The 13,232-nt window shown below is 51.7% G+C and carries 12 protein-coding genes; 4 read left to right on the plus strand and 8 right to left on the minus strand.

The annotated features are described in order from the left end of the window. Positions 1–41 precede the first annotated feature (41 nt). The 4 genes from ACE5KN_RS25520 to lepB form a co-directional block, all read right to left on the minus strand. A complete protein-coding gene (locus ACE5KN_RS25520) occupies positions 42–1,106 on the minus strand; it encodes a lactonase family protein (protein ID WP_375526293.1) in 1,065 nt (354 codons plus the stop codon). A 179-nt stretch (positions 1,107–1,285) separates the two neighbouring features. Then, the gene (locus ACE5KN_RS25525) at positions 1,286–2,485 is read right to left on the minus strand and encodes an MFS transporter (protein ID WP_375526294.1); all 1,200 of its coding nucleotides are present in this window, start codon (positions 2,483–2,485) and stop codon (positions 1,286–1,288) included. Positions 2,486–2,604: 119 nt separating this feature from the next. Next, positions 2,605–2,937, minus strand: coding sequence for a chaperone CsaA (gene csaA / locus ACE5KN_RS25530; RefSeq protein ID WP_375526295.1), 333 nt, complete (start codon positions 2,935–2,937; stop codon positions 2,605–2,607). A 132-nt stretch (positions 2,938–3,069) separates the two neighbouring features. Further along, a complete protein-coding gene (lepB, locus tag ACE5KN_RS25535; protein ID WP_375526296.1) occupies positions 3,070–3,615 on the minus strand; it encodes a signal peptidase I in 546 nt (181 codons plus the stop codon). Positions 3,616–3,814: 199 nt separating this feature from the next. On the opposite strand from lepB, the gene mprF reads away from it, so the two are divergent. Further along, positions 3,815–6,457 carry a bifunctional lysylphosphatidylglycerol flippase/synthetase MprF gene (gene mprF / locus ACE5KN_RS25540; RefSeq protein ID WP_375526297.1) on the plus strand — a complete coding sequence of 881 codons (2,643 nt, stop codon included), beginning with the start codon at positions 3,815–3,817 and terminating at the stop codon, positions 6,455–6,457. Between the two features lie 407 nt (positions 6,458–6,864). Here mprF and ACE5KN_RS25545 read toward each other — a convergent pair whose 3' ends face one another. The 3 genes from ACE5KN_RS25545 to ACE5KN_RS25555 form a co-directional block, all read right to left on the minus strand. Continuing rightward, a complete protein-coding gene (locus ACE5KN_RS25545) occupies positions 6,865–7,737 on the minus strand; it encodes a tetratricopeptide repeat protein (protein ID WP_375526298.1) in 873 nt (290 codons plus the stop codon). 26 nt (positions 7,738–7,763) lie between these two features. Then, positions 7,764–8,720: an ATP-binding protein gene (locus ACE5KN_RS25550; protein ID WP_375526299.1), complete on the minus strand. Its 957-nt coding sequence runs from the start codon at positions 8,718–8,720 to the stop codon at positions 7,764–7,766. 176 nt (positions 8,721–8,896) lie between these two features. Further along, on the minus strand, positions 8,897–9,523 hold the full coding sequence (locus ACE5KN_RS25555; protein WP_375526300.1) for a nitroreductase family protein: 627 nt from the start codon (positions 9,521–9,523) through the stop codon (positions 8,897–8,899). A 417-nt stretch (positions 9,524–9,940) separates the two neighbouring features. Here ACE5KN_RS25555 and ACE5KN_RS25560 point away from each other — a divergent pair, with 417 nt between their 5' ends. The 3 genes from ACE5KN_RS25560 to ACE5KN_RS25570 all read left to right on the plus strand — a co-directional run bounded on the left by ACE5KN_RS25560 (position 9,941) and on the right by ACE5KN_RS25570 (position 12,165). Beyond that, positions 9,941–10,378, plus strand: a complete 438-nt coding sequence (locus ACE5KN_RS25560; RefSeq protein WP_375526301.1) for a disulfide oxidoreductase — start codon at positions 9,941–9,943, stop codon at positions 10,376–10,378. A gap of 514 nt (positions 10,379–10,892) precedes the next feature. Next, positions 10,893–11,399 carry a CcdC family protein gene (locus ACE5KN_RS25565; protein ID WP_375526302.1) on the plus strand — a complete coding sequence of 169 codons (507 nt, stop codon included), beginning with the start codon at positions 10,893–10,895 and terminating at the stop codon, positions 11,397–11,399. A 187-nt stretch (positions 11,400–11,586) separates the two neighbouring features. Beyond that, positions 11,587–12,165, plus strand: coding sequence for a TetR/AcrR family transcriptional regulator (locus ACE5KN_RS25570; protein ID WP_375526303.1), 579 nt, complete (start codon positions 11,587–11,589; stop codon positions 12,163–12,165). A gap of 51 nt (positions 12,166–12,216) precedes the next feature. Here the strand turns inward: ACE5KN_RS25570 and map are convergent, their stop codons facing one another. Beyond that, the gene (gene map / locus ACE5KN_RS25575) at positions 12,217–12,963 is read right to left on the minus strand and encodes a type I methionyl aminopeptidase (protein WP_375526304.1); all 747 of its coding nucleotides are present in this window, start codon (positions 12,961–12,963) and stop codon (positions 12,217–12,219) included. Positions 12,964–13,232: the final 269 nt, after the last annotated feature.

Raw genomic sequence — 13,232 nt, forward strand, 5'->3', positions numbered from 1 at the left:
TTTGGTAATGACGCCTTTTTTTGAATTGCAAGTCCGTGCCCCTACCTCGCAGGCTTTTGCACAGGCTCTATGCATACCGGGCTTGGAATCTCCAGTACAAATCCCGTGTGCTGCAACCGGCCGCTGTCGCCGTCGATGGCGAAGGAAACGAGATTGCCGCCGTCCTGGTTGGCGGCGATCAGATACCCGCCTGGCAGCAGATTGAAATTGCGCGGTGTGGCGCCCAAGGTCTCCGTCCAATCGATCACCTCAAGCTTCCCGCTGTCCTGGTCGATCCGGAATGCGGCGATGCTGTTATGCCCACGGTTGGAGACATACAGATAACGACCGCATGGCGTCACACGGATATCCGCAGCCGTATTGTCCTGAACAGCCGCTCCTTCCGGCAAAGTAGACAGATGCTGCAACGGCTGAAGCTCGCCGGTCTGCTCGTTATAAATAAACGCCGTAACCGTATTATTCAGCTCATTGGATACATAAGCAAATTTATTGGTCGGATGGAATACCAGGTGGCGGGGGCCTGATCCAGGCGGAAGATGAGCTTCACGATGCGTCACCAGCTTTCCTTCCTCCAGGCGATAGACGACAACCTGATCCAGGCCCAGATCGCATATCATGACATATTGCCCGCTCGGATCTGGCACGATGGAATGGGGATGCGGGCCTTCCTGCCGGTCCTTGCGGATACCTGAGCCGCTATGCTTCACCTGGGCCAGCAAATTCCCAAGCCCTATGTCCGGCAAAATGCCATATACGACGGCATTGCCGCCTGAATAGTTGGTGGCCAGCACATAACAGCCGTCCGAGGTCACGGAAACATAACAGGGATCGGCTCCTTCCGTCGCGCGGCGGTCCAGCATATGCAGCTCACCCGTCCCGGCATCCACTGCATAAGCATATAAATGCCCCTCTGACGTTTCACTCACCGCATACAACCGGGAGCCATCAGGACTCAGCCTCACAAATGACGGTCTCTCGATCCCATCAGTCCCGTTTACAATTCTCATCTCGCCGCTGCTCCCGTCAAGGGCGCACAGATATATCCCTGTGTCCGTGCGGGAGGCGTATGTACCTGTGTAGAAAAAATACTCCTGCTTCTGCTCCATTTTTATCGTCGCCCCTCTCCAATTTCTGCATTTTCCATCCTTCATTATTACCCATGTTGACATGGAAATAAGACCGCTTTTTAATACAGACCTGCAAAAGTAGCAAAAAAAGGCGGTCCTTCTCTCCGAAGAAGCCGCCTTTCTCTGTTGAATCCGATATTAGGTTACTAACTGCCACTTTATACAGCAGGTTCTGTTCTTCTGCCCGCCTTCCAGTTCACAGCCAGCACCAGACTGAGCATGAGGATGGCTGCCCCGAAAATGTAAGGCAGATTAATATGCACATCGAACAGGGTTCCCGCCAGGGCAGGCCCTACGATATTGCCAATGCTCATATAAGCATTGTTCATACCTGCAGCTACGCCTTGCTCGTCGCCCGCCATTTTGGATAATGCCGTATTGATAGCCGGACGAAGCAGCGCCGTAGCCGTGAAGAAAATCAGGGCCACCCCGAGTACATAGTAGAAATTGCCCGAGAACAGCATCAGCACCAGCGAAATCGCCGAGAACAGGAACGACACGGTAATGACAGCCTTCTCTCCGAAACGGCTCAGCACCGGGCCAATGGCGACTGCCTGGATGACAGTGCCGATCAGGGCTCCGATCGTAATGACCAGGGCAATGTCCTGTTCATCATAATGAAACTTGCCTGTTACAAAGAACGGAAACATCGTCTCAAAATGGGACAGGCCAAACGTCAGTGTAAATATCATAATGAGCAGCGCAAAATACGGCTTGCGGAACGAAAGTGCAAACTGCTTGATCACATTCTCCCGCTTAAGCATCGTATTGCGGTGCCTTTGCTGATCCTCAAGCGACAGCGTTTCAGGCAGAAAGAACAGGGAAACCAGTGTAGCCACAAGGGACACACCGGCAGATACATAAAATGGTGCCCTTACTGAAATATCAGCCAGCAGACCACCTACGCCCGGTCCAATGACGAAGCCCAGGGACATCGCCGAGCCGAGCAAGCCCATTCCTTTACCGCGTGTCTCCAGGGTGGTAATATCCGCGATATAAGCCATCATCGGCGGAATCAGAAAGGCCGCCCCGATGCCTCCGATCAGACGGGAAACGTAAAGCATCCACATCGAAGTACCCAAGGCAAAGATAACAGATGAAGCCGTCATGATGATAAGGCCAAGAATAATCAGCTTTTTGCGGCCGTACTTATCCGACCATTCCCCGCCAATAGGGGAAAATATGAACTGTGTAAGCCCGAAGACGGCAACCAGGTAGCCTCCCGCTTCCCCGCTGCCCCCCAGCATGCCCATAAACTCAGGCAGGACAGGAATGATCAGACCGATCCCCAGCATGGCAATGAACATGTTGACCATCAGAATGATCAAAGGCCCGTTCCCTAACTTTGTTGCTGACATAATGCGGTTTCTCCTCCTCGCACGCATCTCTCTTTTCATGTGGAAAGTATGCCTTTCTTGGGTATCAGAGCTCCAAGCTCTTATATATTAATGGAGCGCCCGCCAAAAGACAAACAAAATTATCCAATCGGTGTGCCATCCGGCAGTGGGGCATCCGGCGCCAGCAGCACCACATCTCCCTCACCCGGTACGCCGCCCAGTACCAGTACCTCTGATTGGAAGCCGGCAATGTTACGCGGCGGAAAATTCACAACAGCCACCACCTGGCGTCCGATCAGTTGTTCAGGTTGATACCGCTTCGTAATTTGGGCGCTGGACCGCTTGATCCCCAGTTCCTCTCCAAACTGAATTTGCAGCTTATATGCCGGCTTGCGCGCTTTCTCAAAAGGTTCAGCTCCAATAATGGTGCCGATCCGGATATCCAGCTTCAAAAAATCATCGATTTCAGCCACGGCTCGTCCTCCTTAAGGATATTTCATCCAGCTCATTGCATTATAGCACATATGTTCGCCAATTTGAAAGAAAAAGATGTAAACTAAAATACTCTGTCACGAGTTTCTCGCGGCAGAGTATTCATGAATCTGTTAAAATGTTTTGCCGATCACATGATCCAGCGGGATGAAGCCGATTACACGGCTGTCGTTACTGTTATTCCGGTTATCCCCCATAACGAAAATATATCCTTCGGGCACAACCCATTTCTCGTCATCCGCCTCATCCATGGTCTCCTTGATATAAGGCTCGTTCAGCAGACTTCCGTTTAGATACACCGCATGATCCTTCACTTCGACCACATCGCCGGCCATACCGATGACCCGTTTGACATAAATGCTTTTATTCTTCTCCTCGTCAAACAGTCGTAATAACGGCTGCTCCCATAAATCGTTAACAATACTGCGTTTTTCTTTGACACGGCTGTCAATGATAACAATATCGCCGTGCTTCAACGTTCCCGGGAAGGTGTTGGGAATTTTGGAGACATACAGCTTCTGCTGGTCATGCAGCGTCGGCTCCATCGAATGTCCTTCCACCGTATAAGGCTGGGCAATAAATATGCCGATAAACAATGTGACTGCGATGGCGGCTCCAAAAGTTCCCAACCACCCCAACAGATTCTTCACCAGTTTCATCAGGGCAAAACCTCTCTTATGAATCATGTAGAAATAAGATGAAAGCAAGCACAAAATTTCGTAATTAAAAGTTGATTCTGGTATATTCTTCTTATCAGTATACGTCGGTCTCCGCCGTCCGGTCAATTTGCGGGAGCGGAGCGAGACATGGACCCGTCTTCCACTACATTCAAGTCATTTTCAGGAGAGTGAATCCAACTTGCTTACAGCACTCAAGCAGCTCAAATCATTCCGGATCGTTCAGCTTATATTGGCTGCTTATCAGAAACGAATCGTCAGGATGCTGATTCCCCTGATTATTTTGGCCATTGTGATTTGGCTGGGGAGCCGTGAGCTTCATAATATGAATATCGGACGCATGCTGTTCGAACTGCGGCGTCTTTCGCCATGGACTGTACTTGAGATTGCGCTTTTTTCACTGCTTGCCGCCGCCGTAATGAGCTCCTATGACTTTGTTGTCCGCAGGCACTACCGGATGCCGATATCCGTGGGAGCGACCTTCCGGTACGGCTGGATCGCCAATACCTTCAATAATGCCTGCGGATTTGCCGGGTTTACCGGGGCCGGCCTGCGCGCATTTCTTTATAAAAAAAGCGGCGTTCCGCTTAATGTCATCACGGCCGCGGTTATTTTTCTCTCCCCTGTGGCGATTACGGGGCTGTCTCTGCTCGCGTGGACGGTTCTGGCCCGTCTGTTTCCGGGGGACCAGTTGTTCCATACTTATCCATGGCTGCGGTGGGCCATGTGGGGAATGGCTTTCTACCTGCCGGTGTTCCTGCTTGTTCAGCGCTCGCGCCTGTTCGGCAAATGGTTCAATCAGGGCAAAGGAACCATGCCCTGGACAACCATTCTCGCCTCTGTGGCCGCTTCCTTGCTGGAGTGGCTGTTCGCCGCGCTGGCTTTTGCGCTCGTCGGCGCCCGCGTCCTGCACGGTGTCCCGTTTGACGCGCTGATCGGCGTCTACATCATTGCCGCTACAGCCGGCCTGATCAGTATGACACCCGGCGGCATCGGCGCTTTTGATGTCACGACTCTGCTTGGCCTGCAGCTGCTGGGGGTGCACCCCGATCTTGCTTTGACGGTGCTTCTGCTGTTCCGTTTCTTCTATTTTATCGTCCCTTGGCTCATCGCCCTTGTGATGACGGCGGCCGAAATCATCCCAAGCCGGGAACGGATCGGCGAGCTGGCCGGCTCAGGCTGGAGCTATTCCCTGAATAAATGGCAGCAGATTTGGGCGTGGCCGGGGCAGTTCCGCTTTCTGGCCGACCTCGGCGTCTGGGCGCTGAGCAAGCTGGTGCTTGCTTCCGGGCTCGTGCTTCTGCTGTCCGCGGCTTTACCAGGCCTGCTGTACAGGCTGCGTTTTGCCGAGAAGCTGTTGACCCTGCCCATTATGCAGCTCTCTCATGATATCTCGGTCATCATCGGCATCATGCTGGTCGTGCTGTCGCACGGGATTTCGCTGCGTATCCGGCGGGCGCTTCGCCTTACGCTTGTACTGCTGCTCGCGGGTGCGATTTTTACGTTCATCAAGGGCCTCGACTTCGAGGAGGCTTCCTTCCTGCTTTTCGTGGCCTTGATGCTGTACCTTTCCCGGTCGCGCTTTTACCGTGAAGGGGCTCCGGTAAGCCGTACCAATCTGTTGATTTGGGGCGGACTCACCGTTCTGGTGACGGCGGCCTACCTCCTCATTGGAGTTGGCGGCTACAGCTATTTCCTGCACCGTCTGCCCTTGCGCATGAGCACAAATCTGCTGTTTGACCGCCACCATTTTGGCATCAAAGGTGTGCTCAGTCTGATGTCCGCCTGGGTGTTCCTGACCATGTACCTCATGATGCGCCCCAAACGGGACATCGAAGCGCTGCCGGATAAGGCCGAAATGGACAGGCTGCGGGAATTTATCGCTCATGAGCAAGGAAACTTGCTGACTCACATGCTGTTTCTGGGGGACAAACGGTTCTATTGGGCTCAGAAGGACCAGGTTCTCATCCCATACGCCAGAAGCCGCAACAAACTGGTCGTGCTTGGCGATCCCTTAGGTCCGATGGACAAAGCCAGCGCAGCTATCCAGGAATTCCAAAGCTATGCTGACAGATACGCGCTTGCGGTTGTCTTTTACCAGGCATCCCCGGAGTATCTCCCGATTTATCACGAGAACGGCTACCGCTTTTTCAAGCTTGGGGAGGAGGCACTTGTGCCGCTTGAATTTTTCACTTTATCGGGTAAAAGCAATACACCGCTGCGTACGGTAAGAAACCGGTTCGGCAGAGAGGGCTGCTCGTTTCAAATGGCTTATCCCCCGTTTGACGATAACCTGATCAGCCAGCTGCGGGCCGTATCGGACGTATGGCTTGAGGGGCGAAAGGAAAAAGGCTATTCGCTTGGCTGGTTTAAAGAATCCTATCTCCAGCTGGCGCCGATTGCGCTTGTGCTCGATCCGGAGCAGCGCGTTATCGCCTTTGCCTCCCTAGCCCCTGCTTACGACAATAAACGGACGATCTCCATTGACCTGATGCGCCATCTGCCGGATGCGCCGAACGGAACCATGGATTTTCTGTTCACTCATGTGATGGAGTGGGCACGGGACGAAGGGTATGTGACCTTCAACCTTGGCATGGCCCCACTCTCCAGTGTGGGCCAGACCGAACGCGCGCTGCGCGAAGAAAAGCTGGCACGGCTGGTATTTCAATACGGCGGCCACTGGTACGGCTTTCAGGGCTTGCGCAAATACAAGGAAAAGTTCTCGCCCGTCTGGGAGCCGCGCTATCTCGCTTATCCGGCTTCCGTCTCTTTGCCCATCCTTACGGCAGAGCTTATGTACCTGGTATCACGTAAAATGGACTAGACTCCGGCTGCTTGTCAAAAGAAATGCTGTCCCTAATCGGTCTGAAACATCTGCAGGTTGGAGGGCTGGCATGTTCGGGGCCTGGGTCTGGGTCTAGGTCTGGCTCTGTGCAAGGGATACTTTCGCGGACTGGAGAGACTCTATTTGCGAAAAGAACCTGCTTTCTATCGAGATTTCGGACCTCACAGACCTTATTCAGTTAAATTTCAGGCTTACAGGCGAAAAAATGAGCAGATAACTGCATCTGTGTCCGAATAAAGCAAAATAAGCCGACTTTTACAGTAATAGCGTCTTTCCAGTCCGAAACCCGGACGGATACGAGAGACCATAAACCAAAAGAGGCTGTCCCATATTCAATTGGGACAGCCTCTTTTCACCAACATTTAGCAATCGAGTAGATTCGCACTCTACCTTCCTCTTCCTCTCCAGCCGAATACCTTCAAATGCACAATCGCTTTGCTCCCCCAATGCACCAGCACATAGATAATGATAAACAGCACAAGCAGCGGTTTAAACAATAGCCAGGCAAGCGCCCACACCAGAAAAACCTGCCAAGGCCGCAGCTTGCGCAGCAGCCTTCCCGGATACAATAAAACCTTGAATACCGTGTTGTTTTGCTGCAGGGCTTCCAGGTACTCATCCTGGTACTGTTTATCGTCCGGACTCAAGCGGACGGCACTGCGCATATAGTCCTCTCTCAGACTGTAATCCCCACGCTCCGCCGCCGCCCAAGCCAGGTACATGAGCACGATCGGCTGCTCCGCTCCCTCACGGATCGCCTGTCTGTCCAGGCGCTGCGATTCTTCATCATTGCCCAGCAGTGCTTCCGTATAGCTCATGGACGCCAAATATAACGGCGATTCAGGGCGCAGCTCCAGCGCCAGCAGCAGCTCCTCTTTCGCTTCTCTGAACTTAGACTTTTTGTTAAGCAGCTGAGCTTTTAGAAAGTAATAATGAGGCTCATAAGGGTCGATCCGCAGAGCTTCCTCAACGGACTCATTGAAGGCCTTCATCTCATTCGTCTCAAAATGTACGCGAACACGCACATACCAGGCCAGCTGATGGTCAGGCTCCCGCAGCATCGCTTCTCTGCTCCAGTGCAAAGCCTTCTCATATTCGTTCATCTGATAATAAATTTCCGCCACAAGCGCCATGCCGTCCGGATCTTCAGGCTCCAGACGAAGCTGCCTCTCCGCTTCGGCAAGTGCTTCCTTAAATCTTCTCCACTCGATAAGCTGGTAAGCAGCCGCATAATCGGGCTGATTGAAGACGGTTCCCAAGCTGCAGCTCCTCCTCTCCCGACCGCCTAGCGGATTCCATGCTTCTTCGCGTATTCTAGCACAACCTGGTAATCCTTGTTTACGTCGCTGAACGTGGCATAATTCTTAGCCGTTGCGAACCATTCAAGAGTTGTGGCCTTCCTGTTCTTCGCGGCTTTCTTCAGGTCATTATTCGTTATAGGCTCAATCTTTCCGCTCTCGAAGGTGCGTTCCATGGCCGATTCCACGGCATCCTTGACCACCTGCTCCAGATCAGCGCCCGAGAAAAGCTTGGTATCCGACGCCAGTCTGCCCAAACTTAGATCCTCTGCCGGTTTTCCCGCCAGCTTCAGCTTGAGAATCAGCTCACGCTCCGCTTCCTCCGGCGGCGGAACGAATATCAGGTGATTGAACCGGCCAGGTCGGCGGAGCGCCGGATCCAGATACCATGGAGTATTGGTCGCTCCGATCACAAAGACCTGATCATTCTCCGCCTGCAGTCCGTCCAGCTCCAGCAGCAGCTGGTTCACAAGCATCCGGTCATGATGCTGCCGCATCTGATGACGGTTGCCGCCCATCGCGTCCAGCTCATCTATGAAAATCACACAAGGCTTGTTCTCCCTGGCCTTCTGAAAAATATCATGAAGATTGTGCTCGCTCTGCCCCACATACATGGACAAAATGGCCTGCAGCTCAATGTGCAGGAAGTTTGCGTCAATCTCTCCCGCAACAGCTCTGGCGAGGAAGGTCTTGCCGCAGCCCGGGGGCCCGAACAGCAGCAGGCTTCCCCCGGCTTCTTTGCCATAGGCCGCGAAAATTTCCGGCTGCTGCAGGGGCAGAATAAAATTCATGCGGATTTTCTTCTTCACATCCTCCAGGCCGCCCACGTCCTGAAAAGTCTCCTTCGGCTTTTCCGATTCGACGAGCGATTGATCCTCACTGCTGAACTGGATAAGCTTTAACCTCTTGCGCCTTTGCTCGGCGAGTTCATCATAATCGGACATGCCTGATTCCTCCCCTTCTCTCCCATTGACTTTTAAATTCAGTCTACCATATTTTCGGTAAATTGGTGCCCGCTGCAGCAGCAGAAAAATGTCCCGGGACGGCAATACGGACAAAAAAATGAAAGGGGCAGCTCCAGGCTCGCCCCTTCCATTGAACTTAATCGATATGGTTTTCTTTAGAAGCTTCCGCGGACAACTGTCTCGGACAGCGGCAGACGCCCTGACGGACGGGCAGGCTCCTTTGCCTTGCCTACGGAAATCAGCATGACCGGCACATAACGGCCCGGAATGTTGAACTCCTGCGCCAGCTTATCAGGATTGAATCCGCCCATAGGGCAGGTATCATAACCAAGGGATCTCGCTGCCAGCATGATGTTCTGGGCCGCCAGCGAAGCATTCATAATGGCGGAGTCGCGAGCCACTTGCGGGTTCTGATAAGCGCCGTTGATCTGACCGACCAATGCATCACGGATTTCCGGCTTGAGGAAGCCTGCTTCCACAGCCTGGTTATAAATAACAGCATTGCGGTTCGCCTCCAGATCGCCCAATACAGCGATCGTCAGGCAGCTTTCGGCAACCTGAGCCTGGTTAAAGGCAATAGGAAGCAGCTTCTGCTTGTCAGCCTCGGATTCAATGACAAGGAACTTCCAGTGCTGAAGATTCCAGGCTGAAGGGGCTTCGCTGGCCGCCTTCAGAATCGCCTGCAGGTCCGCCTCCGGCATTTGAAGTCCAGTCTCATATTTCTTTACCGCATGTCTTTCGCTAATGACTCGAAGTGTTTCATTCAGTTCCACTTTGGACATGGTTTACACTCTCCTGTCTCCTTTGTATATGTAACAAAATGATTGTTTTCACTTCCGAAAACAACGTCAGCACAGCATTCTCTGTGTTCACGGCGTTTCCGGAAATGTCCCTATGGCATGCTCTCTGCTTCCTCTGCCTGAACGCGCACTCTGATATCAGCCATTGCGATGGTGTCAAGATAGTACTGTAATTATAAAAATCACAGTTTAAACTGTCAATAAATCGTCAAACTTTATTTTGCAGCTGTATCTCCTTCCTTTCAAATTGACTCTCATCGGCAATAATCCCGGACTGCAGAATCAACCTACTGTTCTTCCTCATTCGCTTATAGTATGATCAATATAACTGCAGCTATGAATTGGAGCTTGAGGTTCCATCACTGAGGCGCAATTTCCTGAAAAAAAAGGAGAACGTTCATGTTCGGAAAAAAATCTGATTTGATGTTATTCTTCGCATGGATCGTCGCGTGTGTGGCGACACTTGGCAGTCTTTTTCTAAGCGAATACCTGGGGTACGAGCCCTGTAAGCTGTGCTGGTTCCAGCGCATACTGATGTACCCGCTCACGGTCTTGCTTGGTATTGCCTACTTTAGAGGGGATTCAGGCATCCGCGTATACATACTTCCTTTATCCGTGATCGGCGGCCTCATCTCCGCTTACCATGTGACTATTCAGCGCATCGCCGCCGCCCGTGCTGCTGCTGCTCCAAGCACCTCCTGCGGCAGAGTGTCCTGCGAGACGGATTACCTGAATTGGTTCGGCTTTATTACAATTCCGATGCTGGCGCTTGTTGCGTTTATCCTGATTATTGCAGCCATGATTGTGATCAGCAGACAGGAAAGAAGACGATGGTAATTCAGCTGGTTAAGCATTCATGCATGAAATGATTAACCTGCTAAACGATTACAGTGTGAAAAGGCGCAGCTCCTATGAGTTACTGCGCTTTTTTCATTCCCAACAACAAGAAGGGCATCAGCTCTGTTTCTAATACGGCTAACTCATGCCACACTCCTTACAAAAAACAAAACTATGACGCCATAAATGCTGATGAGGTGTGACATAATTATGTCAATTGTAAGGAGAACGATCCTGCAGAGGCTGTTAACCGGCGAATTGTGGTATACTTAAAAAGTGAGATTTTACTGCAAGTGCGTGTTCAAAAAGTCAGGTTTTCAGCACCGAGAAGGTTGAATGAAGATAGGGACTGAGGAGCGGAGCGTACTTGGAGTACCTGAGCACCGGAAGGCCCGGCTGAATTCAAGATTCGATGCCGATTCCGCTTCCTGACTTCCTTCGTGATCAAAAGGTGACTTTTTGAACAACCTCTACAAAAACTCGTTGTAGATCCCATTGGAAAGGGGTTCTCAGGTTGCTACACATCAACACTACTTATTTACAGTACGGAGCGACTGTCGGCATGGTGATCATGGCCGTACTTGCGATATTTATTCGCATGAAGGCCAGCCACCGTCCTATAAATGTAAAAAAAATCATTATCCCTCCGCTCGGCATGAGCACGGGATTTTTAATGTTCATTGTCCCCGAAGTTCATATTCCACTGCTGTGGGGAGTCACTTCGTTTCTGGTGGGCTGGTTTATCTTCTCCTACCCGCTCATTCGCAGCACCAAGTTTGAGATGGTGGACGGACAAGTTTTTGTCCAGCGCTCACGGGCTTTCTTCTTTATCCTGCTCGGCCTGCTGGCTGTCCGGATGCTGCTGCATGAGTTTGTCCAGCAATATGTCACCATTCCTCAGACGGCTTCGGTATTCTTTACGCTGGCATTCGGAACGCTGCTGCACTGGCGCCTTTATATGTATATGCAGTACCGCAAACTGTTCCCTGCCGAAACGCCAAACACTCCGGTCAACCCATAAATGGTTCGGTCGGCTTAGCTTGCTTTCACACTGTTTAGTGGGGGCGGGCTTTTTTTATTGCCGCTTCTATGATTACAACCTTGGCTTCAATACTAACGAATGAGCACCACATTGCCCGATACCCATGATTCTTGACAGAACGATCCGAAAAGGGTAGTTTGGTTGGAGAGAAAGGGGGTACACCCGCTTGGCAAGAAACAAGGAATTTGACACAACGCTCGTTCTGCACAAGGCCATGGAGATATTCGGTCACTACGGTTACGAGGGAACTTCACTGCAGGTATTGCTCGAAGGGCTGGGGATCGCCCGCCAAAGCCTGTATGATACCTATGGCACGAAGCGGGATCTTTTCATTAAGGCGGTCAAGCATTATGCGGGTGAAAAATCAGCCGCCGTCGTCGCTTATCTGCAGCAGGCGGATTCCGTCAAAATAGCGATTCATGATATTTTTCACGAGGTTGCCGCTACCCTGAAGGATGAAGCGCGGCGCAAAGAGTGCCTTATTTTGTACAGCGCCATTGATCAGATACCGCACGTTCCTGAAATAGCAGAGTTTTTTGAGCAGGACAGGATTCTGGTGGAGCAGGCGCTTTACGATGCACTGGTTCGTGCCGAACAGCAGGGCGAGCTGAAGCCGGGTCAGGACCTGCACGCACTGGCCAGATATCTGCATTATGCGCGATATGGATTGATCCAGGTGACCAAGCTGACATCCGACCCCAAGGTTTTGGATGACATCGTATCGGTTACGCTCTCCGCATTTTAAAGGGCCCAAGGTCATAGACCCGGGCCCTTTTGTAATGAAGTGACACAGACGTTATTGCTCCGTTAAGAGGATCGGCCCATCCGCCGTAATCGCCAGCGTATGCTCGTACTGGGCGGATAAACCCCCGTCCTGTGTGCGCGCCGTCCAGCCGTCCTCGTCAATCTTGCAGCGGTAGGTTCCGGTATTCAGCATCGGCTCGATGGTGATGACCATGCCCTCCTTCAGACGGGTGCCGCGATGCGGAGGACCGTAGTGAGGCACTTGCGGCTCTTCATGCATGCTTTGACCAATCCCGTGCCCGATGAAATCGCGCACCACGGAGAAGCCCTGAGCTTCCGCATATACCTGAATCGCGTGGGAAATATCCCCGATCCGGTTGCCGACAACAGCCTGCTCGATACCTTTGTACAATGATTCCTTCGTTACGTCCAGCAGCTTCTGCGCCTGCTCGGATACCTGCCCTACCGCATAGGACCAGGCGGAGTCAGCGAGCCAGCCGTTTAAATTCACGACCATGTCAATCGTAACGATATCGCCTTCGTTCAGCGGCGTTTTGTTCGGAAAGCCGTGGCAGATCACGTCATTCACGGAACCGCAGGTTGCATACGGATAACCGTTATACCCCTTCTGCTCGGGAGTCGCCCCGTTTTTTTTCATAAACGCCTCGGCAAAAGCATCAATTTCAAGCGTCGTAATCCCGGGACGGATCATCTTTGCGATCTCCCGGTGACAGGCGGCCAAAATTTCACCGGCCTTCTTCATATTTTCTATTTGTTCCTTCGTCTTCAAAATAATCATGGAGAGTCTCCTTACATTGGATTTGCACCCTTAACACAAGCCGCCGGAATCCGGCTCTCTGTATACTCATTTTGATGCAGTTTATGCGCCCGATATACTATCTGCTATTGTATCGCGAAAAACGGCAAAAGGAAAACACCATCGCACATGAATTTATGTCGCCTGCCCGGGTCATCTTCTTAAAATTTAAATGTTACCGTTTACAGGAATTTAAATTTGTGTATATAATAATTCTAACTTGTATACCTGTATACATGTTGACAAACTTT

The organism is Paenibacillus terreus, assembly GCF_042138595.1.
Taxonomy (GTDB): Bacteria; Bacillota; Bacilli; order Paenibacillales; family Paenibacillaceae; genus Paenibacillus; species Paenibacillus terreus.

What these genes read in the sequence shown, in the direction of transcription:
- ACE5KN_RS25520 (WP_375526293.1), bottom strand. Translation starts at nt 1,106, where the DNA reads ATGGAGCAGAAGCAGGAGTATTTTTTCTACACAGGTACATACGCCTCC.
- ACE5KN_RS25525 (WP_375526294.1), bottom strand. Translation starts at nt 2,485, where the DNA reads ATGTCAGCAACAAAGTTAGGGAACGGGCCTTTGATCATTCTGATGGTC.
- lepB (WP_375526296.1), bottom strand. Translation starts at nt 3,615, where the DNA reads ATGAAACTGGTGAAGAATCTGTTGGGGTGGTTGGGAACTTTTGGAGCC.
- ACE5KN_RS25550 (WP_375526299.1), bottom strand. Translation starts at nt 8,720, where the DNA reads ATGTCCGATTATGATGAACTCGCCGAGCAAAGGCGCAAGAGGTTAAAG.
- ACE5KN_RS25555 (WP_375526300.1), bottom strand. Translation starts at nt 9,523, where the DNA reads ATGTCCAAAGTGGAACTGAATGAAACACTTCGAGTCATTAGCGAAAGA.
- ACE5KN_RS25560 (WP_375526301.1), top strand. Translation starts at nt 9,941, where the DNA reads ATGTTCGGAAAAAAATCTGATTTGATGTTATTCTTCGCATGGATCGTC.
- map (WP_375526304.1), bottom strand. Translation starts at nt 12,963, where the DNA reads ATGATTATTTTGAAGACGAAGGAACAAATAGAAAATATGAAGAAGGCC.